19 protein-coding genes and 1 tRNA gene are annotated in these 24,688 nt (G+C 63.9%); 10 read left to right on the forward strand and 10 right to left on the reverse strand.

Annotated elements, in window-relative coordinates; translation table 11 throughout:
* Positions 1–83 precede the first annotated feature (83 nt).
* From WG899_RS08520 to WG899_RS08535, 4 genes are all read left to right on the forward strand, one after another.
* Complete coding sequence (locus WG899_RS08520; RefSeq protein WP_339595207.1) at positions 84–1,001, forward strand: 3',5'-nucleoside bisphosphate phosphatase; 918 nt, start codon at positions 84–86, stop codon at positions 999–1,001.
* A gap of 4 nt (positions 1,002–1,005) precedes the next feature.
* Complete coding sequence (locus WG899_RS08525; RefSeq protein WP_339595208.1) at positions 1,006–1,638, forward strand: L-threonylcarbamoyladenylate synthase; 633 nt, start codon at positions 1,006–1,008, stop codon at positions 1,636–1,638.
* A 151-nt stretch (positions 1,639–1,789) separates the two neighbouring features.
* Entirely contained in the window at positions 1,790–3,340 is a 1,551-nt protein-coding gene (locus tag WG899_RS08530) for a methyl-accepting chemotaxis protein (RefSeq protein ID WP_339595209.1), read from the forward strand.
* 49 nt (positions 3,341–3,389) lie between these two features.
* Positions 3,390–3,734, forward strand: a complete 345-nt coding sequence (locus WG899_RS08535) for an energy transducer TonB (protein ID WP_339595210.1) — start codon at positions 3,390–3,392, stop codon at positions 3,732–3,734.
* A 21-nt stretch (positions 3,735–3,755) separates the two neighbouring features.
* Here WG899_RS08535 and WG899_RS08540 read toward each other — a convergent pair whose 3' ends face one another.
* The 4 genes from WG899_RS08540 to WG899_RS08555 are packed head-to-tail and all read right to left on the reverse strand — an operon-like array spanning position 3,756 to position 5,793.
* Positions 3,756–4,157 carry a glutaredoxin family protein gene (locus tag WG899_RS08540; protein WP_339595211.1) on the reverse strand — a complete coding sequence of 134 codons (402 nt, stop codon included), beginning with the start codon at positions 4,155–4,157 and terminating at the stop codon, positions 3,756–3,758.
* A 43-nt stretch (positions 4,158–4,200) separates the two neighbouring features.
* Positions 4,201–4,548, reverse strand: coding sequence for a RidA family protein (locus WG899_RS08545; RefSeq protein WP_339595212.1), 348 nt, complete (start codon positions 4,546–4,548; stop codon positions 4,201–4,203).
* A gap of 4 nt (positions 4,549–4,552) precedes the next feature.
* A complete protein-coding gene (plsY, locus tag WG899_RS08550) occupies positions 4,553–5,293 on the reverse strand; it encodes a glycerol-3-phosphate 1-O-acyltransferase PlsY (RefSeq protein WP_339595213.1) in 741 nt (246 codons plus the stop codon).
* Between the two features lie 5 nt (positions 5,294–5,298).
* On the reverse strand, positions 5,299–5,793 hold the full coding sequence (locus tag WG899_RS08555) for an aminoacyl-tRNA deacylase (RefSeq protein WP_339595214.1): 495 nt from the start codon (positions 5,791–5,793) through the stop codon (positions 5,299–5,301).
* A gap of 143 nt (positions 5,794–5,936) precedes the next feature.
* On the opposite strand from WG899_RS08555, the gene WG899_RS08560 reads away from it, so the two are divergent.
* On the forward strand, positions 5,937–6,671 hold the full coding sequence (locus tag WG899_RS08560; protein ID WP_339595215.1) for a substrate-binding periplasmic protein: 735 nt from the start codon (positions 5,937–5,939) through the stop codon (positions 6,669–6,671).
* A 179-nt stretch (positions 6,672–6,850) separates the two neighbouring features.
* Positions 6,851–7,963: an AI-2E family transporter YdiK gene (gene ydiK / locus WG899_RS08565; RefSeq protein ID WP_339595216.1), complete on the forward strand. Its 1,113-nt coding sequence runs from the start codon at positions 6,851–6,853 to the stop codon at positions 7,961–7,963.
* Here ydiK and pbpC read toward each other — a convergent pair.
* Entirely contained in the window at positions 7,940–10,150 is a 2,211-nt protein-coding gene (gene pbpC, locus WG899_RS08570) for a penicillin-binding protein 1C (RefSeq protein WP_339595217.1), read from the reverse strand. The two genes, ydiK and pbpC, sit on opposite strands and share 24 nt — an antisense overlap.
* Positions 10,147–16,071, reverse strand: coding sequence for an alpha-2-macroglobulin family protein (locus WG899_RS08575; RefSeq protein ID WP_339595218.1), 5,925 nt, complete (start codon positions 16,069–16,071; stop codon positions 10,147–10,149). The genes pbpC and WG899_RS08575 overlap by 4 nt, the downstream gene beginning before the upstream one ends.
* A gap of 609 nt (positions 16,072–16,680) precedes the next feature.
* Between WG899_RS08575 and WG899_RS08580 the strand changes: the two genes are divergently transcribed.
* The 4 genes from WG899_RS08580 (at position 16,681) to WG899_RS08595 (ending at position 20,885) form a co-directional block, all read left to right on the forward strand.
* Complete coding sequence (locus WG899_RS08580; protein WP_339595219.1) at positions 16,681–17,361, forward strand: DUF3348 family protein; 681 nt, start codon at positions 16,681–16,683, stop codon at positions 17,359–17,361.
* Positions 17,358–19,673, forward strand: a complete 2,316-nt coding sequence (locus WG899_RS08585; protein WP_339595220.1) for a coiled-coil domain-containing protein — start codon at positions 17,358–17,360, stop codon at positions 19,671–19,673. The genes WG899_RS08580 and WG899_RS08585 overlap by 4 nt, the downstream gene beginning before the upstream one ends.
* The gene (locus WG899_RS08590; protein WP_339595221.1) at positions 19,666–20,355 is read left to right on the forward strand and encodes an OmpA family protein; all 690 of its coding nucleotides are present in this window, start codon (positions 19,666–19,668) and stop codon (positions 20,353–20,355) included. The genes WG899_RS08585 and WG899_RS08590 overlap by 8 nt, the downstream gene beginning before the upstream one ends.
* A gap of 212 nt (positions 20,356–20,567) precedes the next feature.
* Complete coding sequence (locus WG899_RS08595; protein ID WP_339595222.1) at positions 20,568–20,885, forward strand: DUF2894 domain-containing protein; 318 nt, start codon at positions 20,568–20,570, stop codon at positions 20,883–20,885.
* Between the two features lie 288 nt (positions 20,886–21,173).
* Here WG899_RS08595 and WG899_RS08600 read toward each other — a convergent pair.
* From WG899_RS08600 to pheT, 4 genes are all read right to left on the reverse strand, one after another.
* Positions 21,174–21,250, reverse strand: a tRNA-Pro gene (locus WG899_RS08600).
* Positions 21,251–21,284: 34 nt separating this feature from the next.
* The gene (locus WG899_RS08605) at positions 21,285–21,791 is read right to left on the reverse strand and encodes a MerR family transcriptional regulator (protein ID WP_339595223.1); all 507 of its coding nucleotides are present in this window, start codon (positions 21,789–21,791) and stop codon (positions 21,285–21,287) included.
* A 34-nt stretch (positions 21,792–21,825) separates the two neighbouring features.
* The gene (locus tag WG899_RS08610; RefSeq protein WP_339595224.1) at positions 21,826–22,200 is read right to left on the reverse strand and encodes an integration host factor subunit alpha; all 375 of its coding nucleotides are present in this window, start codon (positions 22,198–22,200) and stop codon (positions 21,826–21,828) included.
* A 24-nt stretch (positions 22,201–22,224) separates the two neighbouring features.
* Positions 22,225–24,651: a phenylalanine--tRNA ligase subunit beta gene (gene pheT, locus WG899_RS08615; protein ID WP_339595225.1), complete on the reverse strand. Its 2,427-nt coding sequence runs from the start codon at positions 24,649–24,651 to the stop codon at positions 22,225–22,227.
* Positions 24,652–24,688 lie beyond the last annotated feature (37 nt).

Consider the following 24,688-nt stretch of genomic DNA (forward strand, 5'->3'; position numbering starts at 1 on the left):
AAGCGCAGAGCAACACCGGTCGTTTGGCACGGCTTCAGAGGCAGGCGCCGCCAGCAGGCGGTGCAGGCTTCTAGAATCAGCCTGTGAATACATCTGCCCAAAGCACCACGGTGCTGACCAATGCCGACCTGCACTGCCATTCGAAGGTTTCCGATGGCACGCTGGAACCCGAGGCCTTGGCCGCACGCGCCAAGGCCAACGGCGTGGAGTTATGGTCGCTGACCGACCATGACGAGGTGGGTGGACAACAGCGCGCCCTGGAGGCTGCTTTGGCGCTGGGCCTGCCTTACTTGACCGGGGTGGAAGTGTCGGTCAGCTTTGCCGGCCGTGTGGTCCACATCGTCGGCCTGGGTTTTGACCACCGCAATGAGGCCCTGGTGGCCGGCCTGCGCGCCACCCGCGGCGGACGCGAACAGCGCGCCCGCGAAATGGCCGCCGGGCTGGGCCAGGTCGGCATCAAGAACGCCTATGAGGGGGCGCTGAAGTACGTGGGCAACCCAGAGTTGATCTCCCGCACCCACTTCGCCCGTTTTTTGGTCGAAGCCGGTCATTGCCATGATGTGCCCGAGGTGTTCCGGCGCTACCTGACCGAAGGCAAGCCGGGCTATGTCGAACACCGCTGGGCCCGCCTCGGCGACGCCCTGCGTTGGATTCAAGACGCCGGCGGTGTGGCCGTGATCGCTCACCCGGCCCGCTATGGTTTCACGCCGACCGAGGAATATGCACTGATCACCGAATTCATGGGGCACGGCGGACGCGGCATCGAGGTCGTAACGGGCAGCCACAGTGACGCCGAGGCGGCCAAATATGCCGAGACCGCGCTCGAATTCGATTTGCTGGCCTCCCGCGGCTCGGATTTCCATTCTCCCGAGGAAAGCCGCATCGATCTGGGCCGACTGGCCGATTTACCGGGTCGGCTACGGCCGGTCTGGCAGGCTCTGGAAGCACGCATTCACTGGCCATTTTCAACGCAACAAAATGGTCTGATGGGTACACAATGAGCCCATGGCTCAATATTTCGAAGTCCACCCCGAGAACCCCCAGCAGCGCTTTCTGAAGCAGGCTGCCCAGATCATTCACGGCGGCGGCATTGCCGCCATTCCGACCGACTCCAGCTATGCGCTGGTCTGCCACTTGGATGACAAACCGGCGGCCGAAGCACTGCGGCGCATCCGCGGCGTGGATGACAAGCACCACCTGACCCTTCTGTGCCGCGACCTCAGCGAGTTGGCCAGTTACGCCCGCGTTGACAATCGCCAATACCGCCTGCTCAAGCTGGCAACACCTGGCCCCTTCACCTTCATCCTGGAGGCGACCAAGGAAGTGCCACGGCGACTGTCGCACCCCTCGCGCCGCACCATCGGTTTGCGCGTGCCCGAGCACCGGGTCACGCAAGACCTGCTGGAACTGCTGGGGCAACCGCTGCTGGCCACCACCTTGATTCCGCCGGGTGAAGACGAACCCTTGAACGACGCACGCGAAATCGCCGACCGCTATGACCGCCAATTGCAGGTCATCGTGGACGCGGGCGCCTGCAGTCGCGAGCCCACCACCGTGATTGACTTGAGTAGCGACGAAGCTCAGTTGGTGCGCCTTGGCCGTGGCGATCCACGCGCTTTGGGCATTGAGACGGCGTGAAAGGGAAAACTTCTCAAGTTGTCTTTTGAGTTGCCGAAACAGTTGAAGGCGGTTGTTTCCACGCAGGGTGGAGGCAACCCAGGTCCCAGGTCCGAAGTCGCAGGTCTAAAAAAGGCAAGTGGCAGGACTTTTCTTTGATGGAAGCGCCTCTATGAATTTCCTCAGCAAGTTGCGTATCAGTCAGCGCCTCGCCTTGAGCTACGGACTGTTGATCATCCTGCTCACCATCATTGGCAGCTACGGCGCCTACAGCGCCAACCGCTTGGCCAAAGACCTTGACTTGACGGCCAACCAGAGCCTGGTCAAGATCGCCGCGGCCAACTCGCTGGAAGGTCAGGTCAATGTGGTCGCTCGCGCCTCCCGCGACTTGCTGCTGCTGGACACCGCAGGTTCGATCAAGAAGCAAAAAGCGGCCCTGGACGGCGCCTTGCAGGAAAGTGAAAAGCAGCTCTCCGCGCTGCTGGACAAAAAGCCGGCCGCCGGGCGTGAGGCCGATCTGCTGAACCAGTTGAAGGACTCGCAGAGCAAATTCTTCGCCTCGGTTGCCAAGTTCCGCAAGATTCAGATCGACGGCAGCCCGGACGAAGCGCGCGAAAGCCTGATCACCGACGTGCGCCCGGCCCAGCAGGCTTACCAAGATGGCCTCAAGGGCTTGGTCGACCTGCAGTTCGAAAGCGCCCATGATTTGGCCGTCTCCGGCGGCGAATTGGCGCGCAGCTCGGTGCTGGTCACCGTGGTGCTGGTGATCGCGGCAGTGCTGATGGGCAGCTTTGGTGGGCTGGCCATTGTTCGTTCCATCATCAACCCGGTCAAACAAGCGCAAACCGCGGCCGAAGCCATTCGCAATGGCGACCTGACCCACGACATCCCCCGCGCGGGCAGCGATGAACTGGGCCAGATGCTGGAAACCATGCAGGCGATGCAAGAGGCCTTGTCCGGTGTGGTCAGCAGCGTCGGCGCCGCCGCCAATGATGTGGCCGAAAGCACCAACCAAATCGTCGGAGGCAATGTCGATCTGTCCGATCGCACCGCGCGCTCGGCCTCCAGCCTGCAAACCACGGCCGCCTCGGTGGAAGAGATTGCCGCCAACCTCAGCGGCGCCAGCGAGTTGACCCGCAAGGCCGCGGGCATCGCCAGCAAGGCCCGCAACTCAGCCTCGGCCGGCGGCAAGGTGGTCTCGCAGGTGGTTGCCACCATGCAGGAAATCAGCGCCAGCTCGCGCAAGATTGGCGACATCATCGGCGTGATCGATGGCATCGCCTTCCAAACCAATATCCTGGCCTTGAATGCGGCCGTTGAAGCGGCTCGCGCCGGTGAACATGGCCGCGGCTTCGCGGTGGTGGCCTCCGAAGTGCGCGCGCTGGCTTCGCGCGCGGCCTCTGCTGCCAAGGAGATCAAGGTGCTGATTCAGGAATCCACCGTCAAGGTGGAGACCGGCACCGACTTGGTCAACAATGCCGGCGTCACCATCAGCAGCGTGGTCAACGAGGTCAATGACATGGGGCAGTTGATCGAGGAGATTTCCCATTCGGCCCAAGAACAGGCGGCCGGCGTGGGCGTGGTCAACCATTCGATGAATGAGTTGGACCGCAGCACCCAACAAAACGCCAGCTTGGTCAACGCCCTGTCCAAATCGACCGAAGCCTTGACCGGCAGCTCCTCACGCCTGCTGGAAGCCGTCGGCTTCTTCCGCACACGTTGAGCGTCACGGCAGCGTTCTCGACACGTCTTATTTCTCAGCAAGGAAAACAATGAGCAAAACGACTCCTACCCTGTCTCGCTGGACACGCATGGGCCTTGGCCTGCTGGGCGCATTGCTGATTGCCAGCAGCGCCATCGCTGCCCCCAAGGTCTTGAAGAAGGTGCCGCCGGAATTCCCCGCCGCTGCGGTGAAGAAGGGCGTCAAGACCGGTTCAGTCAAGGCACAGATCAGTATTGCGCCGGACGGCAAGGTGACCGAAGTGACCATCCTCGAGTCGACACCGCCCAAGGTCTTTGACAAGGCCGTGATCGAAGCCCTGATGGAATGGCGCTTTGAAGGCAACGGCGAAAAGCAGAGCCACGAGTTGAAGCTGGTCTTCAACAGCGAAGACTAAAGCGCGGGCTGCTGCCCGCCCTTAGGGCCGGGCCAGCAGTTCGCTGATGCGCTCTTTGTCAAACCCGACCACGCGGTGCTGCCCACGCAGCACAAAGGTCGGGGTACCGGGCGCCAGTTGAGCGCGGTACATCGCGGCGCAGTCGGCGTCGCTCTCGATGAAGCACTCTCGATAGGGAATGCGCTGTTCATCGAGCCAAGATCGCGCCCGGGCGCAAAACACGCAGCTGCGGTTGGACAGCATCACGATGTCACCGGGCCGCGCCAAACCGCGCAAGACCTGCCCCTGCTGCTCGCCCCGCCAATACTGAGCGCCCTGCGTGAGCAGACTCAGCAGTAGCACGATCAAGAGTAAGGGCCAGAATTTCGACAGCGCCGATGGCGCTGCGGACTTGGCACCATCGGCCAGCGGACCTGTGCTCATAGGGGAACCAGGGGCCGCAGGCTAGCTTGGCAAACGGTAAAGCTCAGACCGCCGCGGTGACGACGATCTCGACCTTCCACTCCGGCCGCGCCAATTTGGCTTCAACGGTGGCGCGTGGCGGTGTGTGGCCAGGCACCACCCAAGCGTCCCAGGCCGCATTCATGCCGGGGAAATCAGCCAGGTCGGCGATAAAGATCTGGGCGCGCAAGATCTTGGTCTTGTCGCTGCCGGCGCGAGCCAACAAAGCGTCGATGGCGGCGAGCACCTGGGCCGTCTGGCCGGTGATGTCCTGGCTGGCATCTTCCGGCACCTGGCCGGCCAGATAAACCACGCCATTGCAGACGGCCATTTCGGACATGCGGGCGCCGACATCAAAACGTTCGATATTCATGAATTCACTTGCCTTTTTGCTTGGAATTTGTCTTCGGATGCTTATGCGAATGGCCATGCGGATGAGGGCCCACACCATGCGGATGCTTTTTGCTGCTGTCCGATGGAGGCACCGCGCCGGCGGCTTTTTGACCCAGCCGGCTCTCGGTGCCATTGAGTAGTTTCTTGATATTGGCACTGTGTCGCCAGACCAGCAGCAAGCCCATCAGCACCAGCACACCGGCCGTCGGACCTGCGCCCCAGCCCAGCATCTGGTAGATCGGCGCCAAGCCGGCCGCCATCAGCGCCGCCAGCGAGGAGTAACGCGTGATGTAGGCGATCAACAGCCAGGTGGCCAAGGTGGCGGCTCCGAGCATGGGGTTCAAGGCCAGAATCACGCCGGCCGCGGTCGCTACGCCCTTGCCGCCCTCAAAGCGGAAGAACACCGGCCACAGATGGCCCAAAAAGGCGCCCAGGCCCACCAATGCAGCCGTGCCTTCTTCAAAGCCAAAGCGCGCGCCCAGCAGCGTCACCAGCAGCACCGGCAGATAGCCTTTCAGCGCGTCAAACAGCAGCGTCAGGATTGCGGCGGCCTTGTTGCCCGAGCGCAAGACATTGGTGGCGCCGGGGTTGCCGGAACCATAGCTGCGCGGATCGGACAGGCCCATCACGCGGCTGATGATGACGGCAAAGGACAGTGAGCCGATCAAGTAGCCGACTAGGCCGGCCAACAGGGGGAAGAGGTTGTTTTGAAGGATTGCTTGCATGGGCGCTATTCTGCACCGGCGCAATGGACCGCCCGCGCCGCCAGCAAATCGGGCAGAACCCGCGGGTCAATGCCGACCAGAAAACCACGCCGACCGCCATTGATACAAATGCGCGGCAAGGCCAGGATACTGGCCTCAACAAACACCGGCATCGACTTGCGCGTGCCAAAGGGCGAGGTACCGCCAACCATATAGCCGCTGTGCCGCTGCGCTACCTCTGGCTTGCAGGGCTCGACCTTTTTGCAGGGGATCTGCCGTGCCAACTCCTTCAAGCTGACCTGGCGGTCACCATGCATCAGCACGATCAACGGTTGCGCCTTCTCGTCTTGCATCACCAAGGTTTTCACCACCTCGTGTTCAGGTACCCCCAATTGCCGCGAGGACTCCGCCGTGCCGCCATGCTCCACATAATCGTAAACATGCTCGGTGAACGGGATCTTGTGCCCACGCAGGAATTGAGTGGCCAGCGTCTCGCTGACATGGGTGGATTTCTTCGCCATGGGCTGATTTTCCCTCATGCGAACAGCGCTCAAAGCCGGCGAGCCGGGCACAATGGGCCGCTGAGGTGTTCTGTACCGAATCAGCAGAGGCTTTCACGATGCTCTTGCCGTTTTTCCAAACGAAAGCAGTTCCCAAAGCCTGGATGGCCGCGCTTGCCTCCGCCTTGGTTTTTGCGCTGCTGCCACCCACGGCGACTGCGGCCGATGTCGTGATGGCTTTCGGCGAAAAGATTCCGCCTTTTTGCATTCCCGAGACCAACTCGGGCATCGAACTCGAGGTCATCGGCGAGGCCTTGGCCCACAAGGGGCACAAGCTCAAGCCGGTTTATGTGCCCTTTGCGCGCATCCCGCTGGCCTTCAAGGACAAATCGGTGGACGCAGCCATGACCGATCTGGGCGAGGATATGCGCCCCTTCGGCGGCCATTACGGCGACCCGGCCGTGTTTTACGACAATGTGTTCATCAGCTTGCAGGCACGCAATCTGCGCATTGAAAAACCCGCTGATCTGCAGGGTTTGACCCTGGTGTCTTTTCGCGGCGCGGCGAATCGATATCCAGAATGGCTCCAGGGCTTGAAGCAAGCCGGCGGCTACACGGAGCTGAACGACCAGGCCGCCCAGGTCAAGACGCTGATGCGCCGACGCTATGACGTGGTCCTCAGCGACCGCAACATCTTCAAATACTTCAGCCTGCAACTGAAACGCAGCGGATTTCCCATGGAACCGGTGCAGGAGCACCGCTTTACCGAGGTCAAGCCGCAGGACTACCGCCCGATCTTCCGCGACCCGCAGGTGCGCGATGATTTCAATCTGGGTCTGAAGCAATTGAAGGCCAGCGGTCGCTTCCAAGCCATCTACGACAAATACCTGCGCGAATGAGCGCCTGGCCCGGCGGGTGATTTCAGAGTCCGGCTTGGCCGCAGCGCGGGCAGGCCTCAGAATCTGGCCCGCAGCGCTAAGCGCAAGCCTGGACGGCCGAAAGCTCACCGCCCTCGCGCCGCCTGCCCCCTTTTTCGCAGCAACAGCCCAAACCTCTGCAGCCCAACACGACACGCCTCATGACGCCCCCGCCCGACGCCAAGCCCGAGTTGACCCGCAACCTGCTCGCCATCCTCAGCATTGCCCTGCTGCTCTTCACCTCGCTGTGGGTGCTGCGCCCCTTCATTGGCGCCCTGATTTGGGCCACGATGGTGGTGGTGGCCACTTGGCCGCTGATGCGAAGCCTGCAGCAGCGCCTGTGGGGCCGCCGCAATCTGGCGGTGGCGGTGATGGTGACTGCCTTGCTGCTGGTGCTGTTCGTTCCCCTGTCGATTGCGCTGACCACCATGGTGGCGAATGCCGACCGAGTCGTTGAGCTGGTCACCGCCCTGCCCGACACCCATTTGCCCGAGCCGCCCAGCTGGCTGGCCGACTTGCCATTGCTGGGCGAAACCCTTGCCAGCAACTGGCACCGCATTGCCACGCAAGGGCTGACCCCCTTGCTGGCGATGGTGAAACCCTATTTGGGCGAGGCGCTGAAATGGACCGCTTCGCAGGCCGGTAGCCTGGGCCTGGTTGGGCTGCAGTTCATGCTGACGGTGGCCTTGTCGGCCGTTTTGTACAGCAGCGGCGAAGCCGCTGCCCGCATAGTGCGGGGCTTCAGCCGACGCCTGGCGGGCGAGCAAGGTGATCAGGTCATTACCCTGGCCGGACAAGCCATTCGTGGCGTGGCCCTGGGCATTGTGGTGACGGCGCTGGTGCAGTCGGTTCTGGGCGGGCTGGGGCTGTGGATCAGCGGCATCCCCTTCGCCGGCTTGCTGACGGCCGTCATGCTGATGCTTTGCCTGGCGCAGATCGGCGCCCTGCCGGTGCTGGTGCCGGCGGTGGGCTGGCTGTACTGGAGTGGCGAACACAGCTGGGGCACGGTGCTCTTGTTGTGGACCCTGGTGGTCGGCACGATGGATAACTTCTTGCGCCCCTGGTTGATCAAGAAAGGCGCCGACCTGCCGCTGCTGCTGATCTTTGCCGGCGTGATCGGGGGCTTGCTGGCCTTTGGTTTGGTCGGGCTCTTCATTGGCCCGGTGATTCTGGCCGTGACTTACACCTTGTTGATGGCCTGGATCGGCGACGCCGTCTCTCCCTTGCCCGCCGAAGCCGCAAGCACCGAATCAAAGCGCCGGCGTACGCGCTGAGGCGGCTTTGGCCGCAGTGCTCTGTTTCAGACTGGCGCCGCGCACCTCGAAGCTGACCGCCTGGCGCAACCGACCCCGTTCGTCCATCAGTTGCAGCTGATGCTGGCCCGGCCAGGGCGCCCAACTGAGCCGTTTTCCGCGCCCGAGGGGCTTGCCATCCAGCACCCACAGCCCACCTTCGCCCTCAAAGCGAATCCGCTGCGCCTGCGGAGGGATGTCCGGGTCGAGCGCAAAGATGCTGCCGTCGCGCGGGTTGGCGATGCCCTGCTGTGCGTTCTCGCGCATTTGCGCAGTGGCCAGCAAGCGGCTCTGTGCCGTGCCCGGCATGAACCACTCCATGCGCGCCGGTTCGCGTTGCTCGGCAAACTCAAGCTGCTGATGCAGCAGCCCGGCCGGGGGCGACGGCGCCACCGAGGGCCGATCCTTGTGCAGATAGCGCATCAAGCCAGCCCAGATCGGGGCGGCACCACTGACGCCACTGACGCCGTGCATGGACTCGCCGCTGGCATTGCCCACCCACACCCCGACCGTGTAGCGCTGGCTATAGCCAAGACACCAGTTGTCGCGCATATCCTTGCTGGTGCCGGTCTTGACGGCCGCAAAGCCGCGTGTGGCCAAGACGCTGTCGAGCCCGAAGCTGCGCGCGCGCGCATTGTTGTCGGCCAACATATCGCCAACGATAAAGGCCGCGCCCTCCGCCACCACACGGCGCCCCGCCGAGCTTTTCACAGGTGCAGCGCTGGGCGCAGCAAGCTTCACCGGCACCGGGCTGAATACACCGCCATTGGCCAGCGAGCGGTAGGCGTTGCTGAGCGCCAGCAGGCTGACATCGGAGCTGCCCAGCGCCAGCGACAGGCCGTAGAAGCCGCTGGTCTCGGGCAAGGCCAGGCCAAGCGCATTGAGACGTTCGAACACCTGATCCACCCCCAACATGGCGGTCAAGCGCACCGCAGGCACATTCAGGCTATTGCCGAGCGCGCTGCGAGCCGACACATAACCCTTAAATTCCTTGTCATAGTTTTGCGGCAGATACAGGCCGGCCGGCGTGTTGATCTGGGTCGGCGAATCGTCCAAAAGGCTGCCGGCCGTGATCAGCCGCTTCTCGATCGCCTGCGCATAGATAAATGGCTTCAGCGTCGAGCCCGGTTGGCGGCGCGCCAGCACGCCGTCGACCTCGGCCGCGGCCGACAGCGCACCGCTGGAGCCAACCCAGGCCAGCACCGCGCCACTGGCATTGTCCAGCACCAGCACCGCGCCGTCTTCCACATTGCGGCCCGACAGCTCGGCCAACTGCGTCCGTAACAATCCCACCGCATAACGCTGCAAGCCAGCGTCCAAGCTGCTGCGCTGGCGCGGCGGCCCGTCGGCGCGCAAGACCTGGCGCGCGTAATGCGGCGCCCAACTCTCGCCCAGCGCGCGCCCCGGGCGTTGCGCCAACAAGGCCTGGGCCTGGCCGATCAAGGCGTCACAGCGCGGCTGTGCGTCCTTGGCGGTCTGCTGGCCTGCCTGAATTTGCTGTAACAGGCCACAGGCACGTTGCCCGAGTTGCGCGGCCGGCGCATTGGGCGCCCGCACCATGGCGGCAACCAAGACGGACTCTTCCGCGCTCAAGCCGTCAGGATGCTTGCCCAACAAGGTCTGCGACAAGGCGTTCAGCCCGACCAACTCGCCGCGCAGCGGCACCAAATTCAGGTAAGCCTCAAGAATCTGCGCCTTGCTCCAGCTGCGCTCCAGCCGCAGGGCCAGGGCAGCCTGCCCCAGCTTCTGCCCCACGCTACGGCCACCCGCAGGCCTCAGCAGGTCGGCGTCCATCAGCCCCGCCAGTTGCATGGTGATGGTGGAGGCGCCACGGGTGCGTTGATTCCAAAGATTAGCCCAGGCACTGCCGGCTGCGGCGCTCCAATCGACGCCGCTGTGTTCGTAAAAGCGCCGGTCCTCGCCCAAGAGCAAGGCATGCAAAAGTCGCGGCGAGACCCGCTCCACGGGCACCCAGTCGAGCACGCGCCGGCCGTGGTCCAGGCGCAGTGTTTGCAGCGGCTCGCCGCGACGGTCCAACAAGGTGAAGTCCGAGACCCGGTGCGCCGCTCGCACCTCGGCAAAGCTTGCCAACTGGGCCTGAGCGCAAGTGGCCCAACCCAGCCACAAGGCCGCGGCCCATCTCAGGCGCAGCCGCGGGCGGCTCTTCAAGGCGACACCTCCAGCAGCGCCTGCGGCAATTCGCCCACCACATCCGGCGCATACATCGCCTCGGCGCGGCTACCGGGTAGCATGAAACGGCCGGCATTGTTCAAGCGCAGCGTGTACTCGACGACATGCTTGCCCTTCGGCAAGAACTCGAAGTAGCCCCGCCACGCCTCGAAGCTTCGCTCCTCAAAACTGGGGCGGCTGCGCGACTCTGTAGCGCGCTCGGCGGCACTGGGCTGCAAAGCCAATGTCGACTGTCCGCCCAGGCCGGAGCCCAAAATAGCCGCGCCCGCCGGCACCGGGTCGGACAAGACCACCCAGGTCATATCGCTTTGCGCATCCAACTCCAGGCGCACCCGCATCACATCACCACGCGTCCAGCGGCCGGCAGTTTTTTGTTCCACCGGCTGCACCGTACGAGTGATGCGATAACCACTGCTGACGGCCGTTTTCAACGGCACCGCCGCCAGGGACTGCAGGCTCACCCAGGGTTTGGCCGACGCGCCGCCTTCTTGCTGCAGCTTCAGCGTTGCCGGCGCCGCCCCCCAGGGCAGCAAGATCGCACCGCCCTCGGGCTTGCTGGCCCAATCCAGACTCTGGGTTTGTGTTCCCAAGCTGGCCAGGGTCTTGCCGCTGAGCTTGGCGCCGGACTCAAAGCGGGCGGAGAACTTGTCGAGCGCCAACACACCCCAGAGATTGGCGGTGGTGCTGCGCCAAGCCCCTTGGCGCTGACGGGCCAGGCTGCCTTGCACCAGGCGGGGCATTTCGGCGGCCCACGCCGGGTCATCCAGCACGGCCAGAATCAGCCGAGAGGCATTGGCGTCGGCGCTGTCCATCAACCACCACCAGGCATCGTCATCCTGCTCGGTGCTGAAGGTGAGACGGGTGCCGCTGTAAGTCAAACGACTGCGCAACAGGGCCTGCGCTTCCGCCATGCGACGCGCGCGGTCCGGCGCTTGCGCCATGCGACGATGCAGGTTCAACCAGTCGATCAGCGCCGCCGTGGGCCAGGTCGGCAGGCCGGCAGTATCCACCGCACTCAAGCCCGCCAGCGACGCGCGCCCATGGCGCGACAGTGCATCCAAGGCCGCCACGCGACGCACCGCAAGGTCCAGCTGTGCCGCGCGCGGCGACCAGCTGTTGCGCTGGATGCGCCCCTCGACAAAAGCGGCCAGTCCGTCCAGCATCAGGCGGCGCTGCGGCTCGGGTATCTCGCGCCCGGCCTCATGCGCGGCCGCAATCAGATGTGCCGTCAAACGATCGCTGCCGCGCGCGCCGGCATCGGCCTGAGGCGGGAAGTAACTGGCCAACCCCTCAGCATCCAGGTAGCCCGGCAGACGCGCCATCACCGCCTGCCACTGGCCCGCGTCATGCAGGCCCAAAGCCTTGGAACTGAGTTGCTCCAGGCAGCTGTAAGGGTAGTTCTCAAAGTAGCGCCGCGGGCCCGCCAGATCGCCGCCCAGCTTGGCTTGTAAAACCACATTGACGCCGCCTCGCTTGGCGCCCTGCGCGGACAAGGCATCGGCCGGAGGCGCCATAGCCAGGCTCATGCTGCCGTCCAGCTGGCTGAGGCTGGCCTGCTGCACCTGCAAGGCCACCGCAGACCGCACCTGTTGCTGCACACGCAGGCGATCGCTGGCCGCGGCCACGCCATTCGGCGCGCCCTGCTCCTGAACCTGCGCTTCCCAAGCCAGGGCCGAGGTCCCCTCGGGCACCGTTACCATCCAACGAGCCTCGCTGGCCGCACCCGCGGCGAGGCTCAGCTCCTGCGGCGGCAAGGTCAGCGGCATCGCCTGGCCCGCGGGTGACTGAGCTTGCAAACTGACGCGCAATTTCATCGCCCGGCTGCTGCTATTGCGCAAGGTCAGCAGCGCTTGGAACTGGTCACCCTCGCGCACCAGCGGCGGCAAGCCCGACAGCAGTTGCAAATCTTGCGTGACCCGCACCGTGGCCTGGCCGGTGCCGAAGCGCTGGGCGCCAGCGTCAGCCACCGCCACCAAGCGGAAGCTGGTCAGGGCTTCATTCAGCGGCACTTCGATCAAGGCCTCGCCCTTGGCATCCAACTTGACGATGGGACGCCACAGCAGCAGAGTCTCAAACAGCTCTCGGGTGGGCGCACGCCCGCCGCCGCCGCCGGCCGCCACGGCCTTGCGGCCATAGTGACGGCGACCAATGATTTCGCTTTGCGCGGTGGCGGTTTCTACACCCCAGGCACGTTTTTGAATCAGGGCCGGCAAGAGCTCCCAGGAGGCATTGCTGCGCAGGGCCAGCAGGCCCTCGTCAACCGCAGCGAAAGCCACTTCGGCATCGGCCAAGGGCCGGCCATCTTGGCTGACCTTGACGCGCGCTTGCACGGTTTGGCGCACACCGTATTGCGACTTGTCCGTGCTCACCGCCACCTGCAGCTGATGAGCCGCCAAGCCCACCTGCAGCTCGGCCATGCCGAGCTTGTAGGACGGTTTGGCCAAGTCAATCAGGGCCGTGGGGGCCTGGTAGCTCTTCGCCGCATCGCGCCAGGCATGCCACCAGCCCACGGGCTGGCGCCAACCCCATTGGAAGAAGCTGTACCAAGGCACTTCAAAAATCCGACCGCGCAGGGCCAAAACCGAAACGTAGACATTTGGCGCCCAGCCCTTCTCGATCTTCAGCTCAATGGTCGGATCATTGCCGCGCAGCTTGACGACGCGGCTATCGATCACACCTTCACGCTCGATCGCCAGCAAGGCGGTGGCCTCCCGGTACGGCATGCGCACCTGCAGGCGCGCCGTCTCGCCCGGTTCATAACGTTTCTTTTCAGCGAGCACATCGATGCGGTCATCGTTGTCCTGCGCAAACCAGAGCTCCCCCTGACGCGTCATCCAGACACTGCTGGCCGCCTGACTGGCGCGCCCGTCGGCGTCCTTGGCGCTGGCCATCAACTCGACCTCACCGGAGACATCAAGTTGAGCTTCGCAAGCCAACAGGCCTTGCGCGTCCGTCGTGCCGCTGCAGACCGAGCCCAAGTCCTTCAACTCCTGCCGGTTGTCATAGGCATAAAAGCCGCCCACCATGCGCTTGCGGCTGCTGATGGTCTGGCGCAGCCTGGCCCGCACCTCAATGCGTTGGCCGGGCTGCGGTTTGCCGGCGGTGTCGAGCGCGACGACATTGAATGCGGCTTTGCCCACATTGCTGGCCCATCCCTGGCTGCGCAGGCCCAACACCAGCTTGGACGGCCACAGCGGCAAGCTGCGCGCGGTGGTCTTGATTTCACCGTTCGGGTCGCTGTAGCTGAGTTCAGCCAACAACTCACTCGGGCGGTCAAACTTCGGCAGCGACTTGATCAACAGTTCGGCCGCACCGTTGCGGTCGGTCATGCCGGCCTGTTTGTCCACGACCAGCCGCGATCCTGAGGCCACGCCGTCGTCGCCGTCCTCGCCATACTCGCCGCTGTCACCGGCCATCGTTGGAGCGGCATCTGCGGCGCGTGGAGGCTCGAACACAAAGGCCTCATAGCCGACAAAGCTGAGCGAGCGCGGGCGCATCACCGCACTCAGCTTCAGCGGGGTCTGGCCGACGCCCCCCCCGGACAAATAGTTCAGCTGTGCGGACAAACGCAACTCACTCGGCGCGGCAGGGATCAGCTTGGGCCCACTGAGTCGCGCATCGATCAAGGGCACGCGGAACTCTTCAACCCGGAACTCACCGCTGGGCCAACTGCGCTGGCGCTCTTGCTCGCGGTCAGCGCTGCCGCGCTCGGACTCCAGCGTGATGCGGTAACTGCCCAGCTTGGCATTGGCGGGAATCTGCCACTGCGAGACGCTGCTGCGGGGCGTGGGCCAGCTCAGCGGCAGATCGATTTGCTGACCACTGCCTTCATGCGTTAGCTTGACGCGGGTGGGCAGTTGCTCGGGCCGGGCCAGGCTCAGGCCCTGGCTGTTCTCAAGCCGGAAGAAATGCTTCATCGACACCGTTTCGCCCGCGCGCAGCAGGCTGCGGTCCAGCACCGTGTGGGCGCGCGCCTCGGCCTCCGCCGCGCGCGAGGTCGGAACGGAGAATCGCCAAGTCTCGATGCCGCGATTCCAGTTGCTGAAGACGAAGCTCATGTCTTGCTGGGGCTTGCCGCCTGGCTTGGCCTCGGTCTTGCGCGCCGTAACGAAGAAGCCCTGCTCAAACTCGCAGCGGTCCTTGTCGTTCCAGCCCGGCAGGCTCAGCGCACGCGGCACCGGGGCCAGGCCTTGCGCGTCGGTGCGGCCGCTCCACAGCTGTTTGCCATGGCAGTCATTCACCGTCACATCGGCCCCGGCCACCGGCTGCGCACGGTCCAAGCTGGTGACCCAGATCAGGCTGTTCTCGCGCCCCCACTTGAAGTGCACGCCCAGATTGGTCACCAAGACGCCGGTGCGCACATACATCGGCGCAGGCTTGTCCAGCAAGGAGGCGCCCAGCCGCCGTGAGCTGAGTTCAACCACGTGGTAACCGGGCTCGCTCAAGGGCAGGCCAATCACCTCAAAGGGCCGCGCTTCACTCGCTTTGCCCTCCAGCGGAGCCGGCAGCGGCAAGACCTGCGTGTCGGCCTCACGCGTCAACAAAGCGATTTCGCGCGAGCCGACATAGCGCGTTTGCTGCCGCGCCACCGACTTACCGCGCCCATCCTCGACCTTGACCGTTTCCTCCCATTGCGAGGGCGGCAGCCCGGCCTCGCGGGCGGAGAACTGGCGTTCATGGTACTTGCGCAGCTTGACGTACCAGGCAAACACATCGGCGTCGCTTTGCAGGCGCTTGATGCGGATTTCGCCGGGCTCTGGGTTCGCTTTGGCCTTGTCGGGGCCGCTAGCCGCCACTGGCTGCGCCCAATCCGACTGCACATGCCGCATGGTGATCGGCAGCAAGGACGGGCCATTGGCCTCGCGCTCAATGACGCCAAAGGGCGCGGCCGCAAACTTGGCCAAGGGCGGCGCTGTGCCGGTGCTGAGTTTGAGCGGGAAACTGGCCGCATTGCTGACCGACCGGCCGCTGCTGTCCTTCAGCCCTGCAGGCAATTCGAGCGTGAACTGGGCGTTCTCGGCCAAGGGCACGGGGAAACGCAGTTCGTTCAGCTCGGGCTGCTTGTCCTCGGGCGCCAGCTTGGGCGCCAAAGAAGGGCCTTGCTGGGGCTTGAGCCGAATCTTTAGCGCCTCATCGCGCGGCACCGGTTCGCTGAAGACCACACGCAAGGGCCGTATCGGCAAACAAGGCGCATTGGCACGCTCACGCTCGCAAGAGAACTGCACCGTGAAGGGCTGGCGCACCTGGTATTCAAAGCGCTGCGCCGAGCGCTCTGGCGCCCCCGCGGCTTGCCATAACAGCTGCACCTTGGCCCCGGCGGGCAAGGGCCGCTGGCAGTGCAGCAGCCAAACCCTGTCCTGCCCCTTGCGAATATGCTGAGATTTCAGCACCGCCTCGCGGACCGGCCCGGTGACCACCATCACCGGCAGCCGCTCACCCAAACCCTCCACTTCGCACCAGGCTTGCCGCGCCACGGCGGCCGCGTCCACCGCGCCATTCAGGCGCAGCAGGAAGTGCTGATCCTCTTCGATTGGGCTGCCCGGCCAGGGTGAAGACTGAACGGCCAAGGCGGCGCCGGTCGAGAAAGAAAACTCGCGCGCGCCGCTTATCTCCGAACCCAAAGGCTTGAAGGCCTCCTTGAGTTGCACCTTGCATTTCACGCCTGCGTCCAAAGGCTCATTCAAGTCGAACCGCCATTCCCGCGCGCTCGACCAACGGCCCGAGCCGGCCGGCGTCGTCATGCCTTCACAACTGAGCTCGGCCGGTGCCGGCAAATGCGCATTGCCGGCCGGCACCACGGCCTCAGAAAAAGCCAGTCGAATCTGCCCGACCTTGGCGACCGTACCGCTGGGGCTCACCGTCAGGCTGGCCGCATGGGCCAGCAAGCTTGCTGCCGACATGGTCAGCCCGACCGCAAGGCGAGTGATGACCTGGCCCGCCAACACCCTGTTTTCAGCCTTCTTCTCCATATGCCCTCCCAAGCATGCACAAGTGCTGCGCGGAGGAGAGTCTAAGGCGATGTGGCTCCATTCCAGCCGCCAGGGCGTGGTGCAAACTGCCCTTTTGAGAGCGAGTTTGTTCGACCATGATGGGGCCGCCAACTGGAATGTGGAACCCCAAAAAACCGAATGGCCCACAGTTCATTGCTGGATGCTCACCGAGGCCAGCCAAGAAGGTGAAGGCCGAGCCGATGCGAATATGAAGCGCAGCAATAGGTCCCGAAGCTATTCGCGGCGCCGGCCGGCAAGTAGTGGGCCCGGACGGCAGACAAGGATGGCGCCGAGAAGCGATTGCCGCAACACCAGGCCATCCAAAGCCCGTCGCGCTGTTGGCGAGGACTCCAGGCAATCAGGCCCAGATGAGCCACTGGAATGACGCCGCCCCTTGTGCAAGGTGCTGCGGTCCTCGTGCGAATCCAGCTTTTCGGCTGAGGCGGTCGGGCAATGCCGAGGTCCTTCTTTAAAATCCCCCGCTTTCCGCAACAAAAGCGCTGGCGTCGGCTTCACCGAATGCAAACTATTTCCAAGCCGATACCCTCAGCCCCGCCCGAGTCTCTGTCTCGGCTGCTGCGGCAATGGGGCATAGCGCCAGCCTCCCCCCCACCGGCAGCCGAACGGCTAGGGTCCTGGTTCGGCTGGGCGGATGCCATTGAAATCGCCCAAGTGTTGACCACTCCCCCGGGCCGTGCGGCCTCTAAGGCGGCTCGAAACGAGGCGATGGCTTGGGCGAATGCTGAACTGGGGCGGCTCCAGGCCGAATTGACGTCGAGCTTCAATCACACCGAGTTGGCCGCTGAGGCCGCCCTGCTCGCCGATGACGCAAGGCTCACCGAGCTACTGGCGCCGTATTTGCAGCATTTCGCGCTGCAGCAGCGGGTGATTGCAAGCCGCACCGCCACGTTTCGAGCGCTTCTGCGAGCCCGCCTCACCCGGGCCTCCGATGAACTCGCACGACTGGCTCAGTTGGACGAATACATCGAGCGAGCCATGGCGCCTCCTCAACTGCACGCCCTGGCTGGGCTTTCCGCCTTGCTGGAGACGCGAGCTCAGAAGTACTGCGCCACCGATCCGCTTCGGTGGCGCCCCCGTCTCTGCTCAGACCTGCAGCGCTTGTTGCGGGCCGAGCTGGATCAAAAACTTCAACCTGTGCTGGGTCTCATTGAGGCCTTGAGCACCCACAGTCCCCCATGAACCGATCTCTCAACGCCCTCTATCCCATCGCCATGGCTGCCGGTCTGGCCGGCATTGCCGGCGCCGGGTTGGCCGCCGCAAGGAATCACCCCATCGCCCTGGCCATGGCGGTGTTGATTGCTGTCTTCTTTGTCATCGGCGCATGGGAGCTGGCGGCTTTTCGCAGAGACAGTCGCGCCTTGGCCGCGGCCACAGAGCGCGCAGTGCCTGAATTGCCCGACGATTGGATTGCCTCTGTGCCCGTCGCTTTGCGCGGCGCTGTGCAGATGCGTCTGGAGGGCCAGCGCACCCTCCTCCCAGGCTTGGCATTGGCGCCAGCGCTTGCAGGGCTGCTGGTCCTGCTGGGCATGCTTGGCACCTTCATTGGCTTGGTCATCACCTTGAATACGACGGCCAGCGCACTGGGAGCCTCTGCCGACCTGGCCGCTTTGCGTTCTGCGCTGGGGGCCCCGATCCAGGGCCTGGGCCTGGCCTTCAGTGCCAGTGTGGCTGGCGTTGCCGGCTCTGCCATGTTGGGGCTGATGGTGGCCCTCGCCCGCAGGGAGCGCTCGGCCGCTGGCGCTCTGCTGGACGGCGCTCTGTTGGGGCGGCTGCGCCATCTGACGGCTGCACATCGGCGTGAGCTTGAGCAGCAGGCCAAGACTGCAGCTGCGATTGAGCGCGATAACGCAAAGCAGCTGGCGATGGTCGCCCAACTCCAGCAGTTCACCGAGCGCATTGCAGAACAACTTTCCGCGCAAAACAGTCGTTTCCACGGCGAGACCAGCCAGGCCTATGCCGCCTTGGCCAGCAGTGTCGACGCCACCTTGCGCAGCAGCCTTGCAGAAGCGGCACGGGAGGCCGGCGCCGCAATTCAACCCGCCGCAACAGCGACGATGGCTGCCATTGCACGTGAGGCCGCATCCTTGCATGAGCGCGTTGGAACCCAGGTGAATGATCAACTGAGCGCCCTGAGCCGCCGCTTCGAAGAGGGGGCCGAGCGCATGGCAGATCGCAATAGCGAAGCTGCTCAGGCGCAATCCACCGCACTTCGAGAGCAGCGAGAGATCGCGCAGCGCTTCTTGGAAGATGCTGGCGCAGCGTCGCATCGCGCCCTGGAACTCCAAGCACAGCGCTCGGCCGCGGATTCGCAAGCGATGCTCTCGGCGATCGACACCATGGCCACCCGCCACCAGGCGGCCCAGGCGCAAGCTGATCAAGCACGCTGGGCCTCGCTGCAAGATCAGCTCGGCGCGCTCGCCGAGCAACAGACCTCAGCAAGAGAGCTTGTTGCGCAAGCTGCACAGCAGTTCGCCACGCAGACGCAGGCCCTGCTGGAACGCGTCTCGGATGGGCATACCCAACAGCTCACCTTGCTGGCCGAGCTCAACGCTCAGCGCCGCGCCGAGGCCTTGTCCGATGCGAATGCCATCAGCCAACAGCGTGAAGGCCTCGAGCAGTTGCTGACCACGCAGCGCGAGGAAGCCCTGCAATTGCAGCGCGACAGCGCAAGCCGCGTGCAGCAGGCCTTGACCGAGATCACCAGCCTTTTTGCCCAGCAAACTCAGGCCGGCGTCACCGAGCTGGCCGACGCCTTCACGCGATTGCAGGCCAGCCAGCAAACCCATGACGCACAGCAGCTGGCGGCATGGCGCGCTGAGCTGACATCGGCCGGTGCCGCGCAGTTGAAACAGCAGCAAGTGCTGGCCGATGACCTGTTGGCGAACACGCGCAGTCTGGTGGCACAGGCCGAGGCCAATTCACAAAAGACACTGGCTGAGGCCGGCGACGTTCTGCAAGCGGCGAGTGCTGCGCCACGCGCGGCCGTCGAGGTCGTCAGCGCACTGCGAGAGCAGCTGGCCCAGAGCCAGGCCCAGGACCGAGCGGCTCTGCTAGAACGAGCCGAACTGATGGGGACGGTATCGACGCTGCTCGCGTCGCTGCAGCAAGCTGCGGGCGAGCAACGCGTGGCGATTGATTCGCTGGTGGATCGTTCTGCATTGCAGATCGAGGCCTTGGGCCAGCGCTTCACAACACTGGCTGAGACCTCGGGTCAGGCGCTTGCCGACGCCGCCACCAATTTGGCGGCCAGCGCTGCCGACGTCGCCAGCGTGGGCGAAGGCTTTGGCGAGGCGATTGAGCAGTTCCAAGGTGCTAATGCGCAACTTGTGCAGCACCTGGCTGCGCTGGAGGAACGCCTGTCCGCGTCGATCACCCGTAGCGATGACCAGCTGGGCTATTACGTGGCCCAAGCGCGCGAAGTCATCGACCTCTGCCTGGGCTCGCAAAAGCAAATCCTGGATGCGCTGCAAGGCGCCGCGTCAAATGGATGAGCAATTGGAGATGGAGCACGAAGGCACGGGCGCCTCCGCTTGGGCGGCTTTTGGGGACTTGATGGCCGGCGTGCTGGGCGCCTTTGTTTTGGTACTTGCCGCGGCCCTGGTGGGGCAACTCGATCTCGCCACCCAGTTGCAAGCAGAAGTGCAGCAGCGCATGGCCGAGCAGAGTCGCCGGGAAGCGCTGGAACGCGCCTTGGCCGGCCCGCTTGCGGACGGCCGCATCACGCTGGTGGAAGGTCGAATCGGTATCAATAGCGCGGTGCTCTTTGCGACGGGCTCGGACCAGCTGCTCGCCGAGGGCCGAACGCTGCTCGGTGCCTTGGCAACGCCGCTGCGTACCTATCTCGCGCAGCGCGACGAGATCCTGATGGTCAGCGGCTTCACCGATGACCGGGGCGTCGTGGCGGGCATGCAGTTCACCGACAACTGGGATCTGTCTGCCAGGCGAGCGCTGAACGTGACGCGGGCCTTGTTGGCGGACGGTCTCCCCCCCGACGCGGTTTTTTCTGCTGCATTCGGCTCGCAGCAGCCGGTGGCGCCCAACGACACCGCGGCGGGCCGTGCGCTCAATCGCCGCGTAGAAATCGCCCCGACACCACGGCCACGGCGAGGGGCTGCAACTGCAACTGCGTCGTCTGCATCCGCATCCGCGCCTGGATCCGCACCTTCACCGTGAGCAGCATCGAGGATCCCGTCCATTGGGTTGCAGCGCAGCCAGCTGAGCCGGTGCGCCGACGCATGCTGCATGCACTCGCCCTGCGTGCGGCCGCCCAGCCCCCAGGCGCTCTGCGAGACAAGCTGATTGCAAAACTGCAGCTTCGCGCAACGCGACAACCACCGGTGCACCGGAAGCAGAGCTACCCTGCCCTCGGCAATCCGATGACCGAATTGCTCGCCTTGCTGCCGCCTGATGCGAACCAAGAGCTGCGCCAAGTGCGCATCCACCAAAGCACCTGGCGCCAGCTCCGCGTCGCTCAAAGCATTGCTGAGCTACAAGCGCCGGTCACCGGCCATCTGGGTCCCCTCAATGGCCAAGCACTGGCGACGCGCGTGCTCCAGCAGGTTCAGCAACTGGCTCCAGACTATTTAATCAGGCTGCTGACGCAGATGGATGCGATCGCCGCCCTAGATCAGGTGCAGGCTGCCGACGAGGCCGAAAAACCCGCGCGAACAAGCAAGAAGAAGGTACCTGAGCGGCGCCGGTGAGACACGCATGGGATGTATGGCCCCAGGCGAAAGTGGCGGCCGCCAAGGCAGGTGTCCATACGCCAGAGCGCCATTCAAGTTCTTCGAGGGGAAGCTTGGTATGGATCTAGCGCCGCACACCACCAACGCCAGGCCATCGGGCTGGCGGCACAATTTGCCCCCAGCCAATTCCGAATGACCGGCGAATTGTCGGAAAATTGCAGGCGAATTGTTTGTCAGACGGAGAGCTTTCAGCTCCCCAGAAAGCCGAAAGGCCTAGTTCATTGCTGAACTAGGCCTTCGATTCAATGGTCGGGACGGTGGGATTCGAACTCACGACCCCTTGCACCCCATGCAAGTGCGCTACCTGGCTGCGCTACGCCCCGACTGAGCCTGAAAGTATAACCTAGTTTTTGACTCTCAAGCAAGAAGAACATCACGAATCGAGAGCAACTCGGCGCGCACCTGTTCAATCGTCAGCTTTTCTTGACTCGATCCGGCCATCAATGACCCAAAGCCATTCGGGGGCATCAACTCAATGCCATCAAGACGCACATGATCGGCGCTGCCCTCGACTGCGCCATCGCTATCGTCGAGCATCTCTTCATCGGGCAAGGCATCATCGAAGGCCAAGCTGGCCATCCCATCTGCTTCCGCTCGCACCGGAACACCGGCAGCATCCAACAGCTGATTGCGCGCACCGCTGATGGTGAAACCTTGGTCGTACAACAAACCGCGGATGCGACGAATCAGCAGCACCTCATGGTGCTGGTAATAGCGCCGGTTGCCGCGGCGCTTCATCGGCTTGAGCTGGGTGAATTCCTGCTCCCAATAGCGCAGCACATAGGGCTTCACACCGCACAAATCACTCACCTCACCGATGGTGAAGTAGCGTTTGGCAGGGATGGCGGGCAGCGCGATTTCCATTGAAATCAAGAGGTTCGGATGGGGAGGTCAGACTCTACTCGAAGTCGTCTTCGGCGCAAACCTCGCCTTGCACCAAACTTTTCAGTTTGTGGCTGGCGTGAAAAGTCACCACGTCGCGGGCCTTGATCGGGATCGATTCACCGGTGCGCGGATTGCGGCCCGGACGCGAAGCCTTGCGGCGAATATTGAAGTTGCCAAAGCCGGACAGCTTGACGTCGTCGCCCCGCACCAAGGTGTCGTGAATGATGTCAAAGAAGGCCTCGACCATGTCCTTGGACTCGCGCTTGTTCAAGCCGAGCTTGTCGAACAAAAGCTCGGCCAACTCGGCCTTGGTCAGCGTGGGCGTTTCAATGCTGGGCAGCAGCACCACGGCGCCTGAGGTCGGGCGTTTGACTTCTTCGTCGCTCATCTCAAGTCCTCCTTTGCCTCAGCCTCAAGCACGCAGGCGCGCGCCCAAGGTTTCAGACAAGGCAGCCAGCACCTTGGCAATGGTTTGCTCGATGCGTTCATCGGTCAGCGTCGCTTCGTCGTCCAGCAACTCCAGGCGCACGGCCATGCTGCGCTCGCCCTCTTTCAACTCGCCACCGGCTTGTGTGGGCTTGAAGACGTCGAAGAGGCGTGCCGAGCGGACCAAACCATCATGAGCCGATGCAATCGCCTGCATCAGCGCATCATGCGTCACATGCTCGCCAACGATCAGCGCTAGGTCACGCAGCACCGATTGCTGACGTGGAATGGACTGTGCTGCCGGCAGCTGACGCGCCAGCACGGCGGGCAGATCCAATTCAAACAAGACCGGCGCGCTGGGCAGCTCATAGCCTTGGCGCCACTTCGGGTGCAACTCGCCAATCACGCCGATGTCTTGGCCATCAAGCTCCACGCGGGCGCTACGGCCTGGGTGCAGGGCCGGATGCGAAGCCGCCTTGAAGCTCAGCTGACGCGGTGCGAACAAGGCCTCCAGATCACCCTTCACATCGAAGTAATCGACCAGGCGATCACGCTGGCTCCATTGCTGCTGATCGGCCGGACCAAATGCCAGGCCCGCCAATCGCATCGGCTGGGCGACGCCGGCGATGCTGCTATCGCTCTCTTGTACCGAGGCGTCACGCAAGAAGACGCGACCGATCTCGAACAAGCGCACCCGCGAGGCCTTGCGGCTGAGGTTGTAGCGCAGGGCTTGGATCAAGCTGCCAATCAGGCTGGAACGCATCACGCCCAAAGGCGCGGCAATCGGGTTCAGCAACTGGATCGGGTTGGTGTTGCCCGCCAGTTCGGCTTCCCAACGTGCTTCGACAAAGCTGAAGTTGATGGTCTCGAAATAATCCCTGGCAGCCACGGCATGGCGCAGCGCATGAATGGCGCGGCGCGACTCGGAAGCCACCTTGGCCACCACCGGCGCCAAAGGTGGGGTGTTGGGCAGACTGGGGTAACCCATCACGCGGATGATTTCTTCGATCAGGTCTTCTTCGATCTGGATGTCGAAGCGCCAGCTTGGCGGCGTCACCGTCAGCACGCCGGGTGCTTCGGTGAACTGCAAGCCCAAGCGGCTGAACACGCGAGCGCAGTCTTCTTGCGTCACCGGCATGCCAATGATCTTGGCAGCGCGGGCCACGCGCAGCGCCACCGGCTTGCGCTCGGGCAGTTGGGTGATCTGGTCGTCCATCGGGCCGGCCTCACCACCGCAGATCTCCAAGATCAGCTGGGTGATGCGCTCGATATGTTCCACCGTGCCGACGGCATCCACGCCGCGTTCGAAGCGATGACCGGCATCGGTCGAGAAATTGAAGCGGCGCGAACGGCCGGCGACGGCCTTGGGCCACCAGAAGGCGGCTTCAACATAGACGTTCTTGGTATCGTCCGACACGGCGGTCGAATCTCCACCCATGATGCCGGCCAGCGACTCAGGCGCCGATGCATCGGCCACCACACCGACAGTCTCGTCCAACTCGACCGTATTGCCGTTCAGCAGCTTCAGCGCCTCGCCCTTCTTCGCCCAACGGATCACCAGTTCACGGTCGATCTTGTCCAGGTCAAAGATATGGGACGGACGCCCCAGCTCGAACATCACATAGTTGGAGATGTCGACCAGCGGAGCCACCGAGCGTTGGCCGCAACGGGCCAGGCGATCGACCATCCAAGCGGGAGTCTTGGCTTGCGTGTTGACGCCGCGCACCACACGACCGGAGAAGCGACCACACAGGTCCGCTGCTTCGATGCGCACTGGCAGCTTGGCGTCGTGCTTGGGTGCGACCGGTGTGATAGCGGGAGCCAGCAATGGCGCGCCGGTCAAAGCCGAGACTTCACGCGCGATGCCGTAAACGCTCAGGCAATGGGCCAGGTTGGGCGTCAACTTGAGGGTGAACAACTGGTCATCCAGATTCAGATGTTCGCGAATGCTTTGGCCCACGGCAGCGTCGGCCGCCAGTTCCAGCAGGCCGCCGTGTTCTTCGCTGAGCTTGAGCTCGCGCGCCGAGCACAGCATGCCGAAGCTCTCCACACCGCGCAGCTTGCCCACGCCGATCTTGAAAGGCTTGCCGTCTTCGCCAGGTGGCAACTCCGCGCCCACGATCGCCAGCGGCACCTTGATGCCGGCACGCGCATTCGGCGCGCCGCAGACGATCTGCAGCGGCTCGCCGTTATTGAAACCAGCGCCGGCATTGACCTTGCAGATGCGCAGCTTATCGGCGTTAGGGTGTTGCTCGGCTTCGAGGATTTCGGCAACGACGATGCCATGGAAAGGCGGCGCCACCGGGCGCAGCTCTTCGACCTCCAGGCCCGACATGGTCAACAACTCGGCCAGCTCTTGCGTATTCAGCGAGGGATTGCAAAAGCTCCGCAGCCAGGATTCAGGGAATTGCATGGTGTGACTCTTCTTCTCTTTGGCGTGTTCTTGAGGA

It is taken from the genome of Paucibacter hankyongi, assembly GCF_037482915.1.
In the GTDB taxonomy this organism is placed as follows: Bacteria; Pseudomonadota; Gammaproteobacteria; order Burkholderiales; family Burkholderiaceae_C; genus Paucibacter_A; species Paucibacter_A hankyongi.

Coding starts and splice junctions, on each gene's coding strand:
- WG899_RS08525 (WP_339595208.1), top strand. CDS start 1,006: ATGGCTCAATATTTCGAAGTCCACCCCGAGAACCCCCAGCAGCGCTTT.
- WG899_RS08530 (WP_339595209.1), top strand. CDS start 1,790: ATGAATTTCCTCAGCAAGTTGCGTATCAGTCAGCGCCTCGCCTTGAGC.
- WG899_RS08535 (WP_339595210.1), top strand. CDS start 3,390: ATGAGCAAAACGACTCCTACCCTGTCTCGCTGGACACGCATGGGCCTT.
- WG899_RS08540 (WP_339595211.1), bottom strand. CDS start 4,157: ATGAGCACAGGTCCGCTGGCCGATGGTGCCAAGTCCGCAGCGCCATCG.
- WG899_RS08545 (WP_339595212.1), bottom strand. CDS start 4,548: ATGAATATCGAACGTTTTGATGTCGGCGCCCGCATGTCCGAAATGGCC.
- plsY (WP_339595213.1), bottom strand. CDS start 5,293: ATGCAAGCAATCCTTCAAAACAACCTCTTCCCCCTGTTGGCCGGCCTA.
- WG899_RS08555 (WP_339595214.1), bottom strand. CDS start 5,793: ATGGCGAAGAAATCCACCCATGTCAGCGAGACGCTGGCCACTCAATTC.
- WG899_RS08560 (WP_339595215.1), top strand. CDS start 5,937: ATGGCCGCGCTTGCCTCCGCCTTGGTTTTTGCGCTGCTGCCACCCACG.
- ydiK (WP_339595216.1), top strand. CDS start 6,851: ATGACGCCCCCGCCCGACGCCAAGCCCGAGTTGACCCGCAACCTGCTC.
- WG899_RS08575 (WP_339595218.1), bottom strand. CDS start 16,071: ATGTCGGCAGCAAGCTTGCTGGCCCATGCGGCCAGCCTGACGGTGAGC.
- WG899_RS08580 (WP_339595219.1), top strand. CDS start 16,681: ATGCAAACTATTTCCAAGCCGATACCCTCAGCCCCGCCCGAGTCTCTG.
- WG899_RS08585 (WP_339595220.1), top strand. CDS start 17,358: ATGAACCGATCTCTCAACGCCCTCTATCCCATCGCCATGGCTGCCGGT.
- WG899_RS08590 (WP_339595221.1), top strand. CDS start 19,666: ATGGATGAGCAATTGGAGATGGAGCACGAAGGCACGGGCGCCTCCGCT.
- WG899_RS08605 (WP_339595223.1), bottom strand. CDS start 21,791: ATGGAAATCGCGCTGCCCGCCATCCCTGCCAAACGCTACTTCACCATC.
- WG899_RS08610 (WP_339595224.1), bottom strand. CDS start 22,200: ATGAGCGACGAAGAAGTCAAACGCCCGACCTCAGGCGCCGTGGTGCTG.
- pheT (WP_339595225.1), bottom strand. CDS start 24,651: ATGCAATTCCCTGAATCCTGGCTGCGGAGCTTTTGCAATCCCTCGCTG.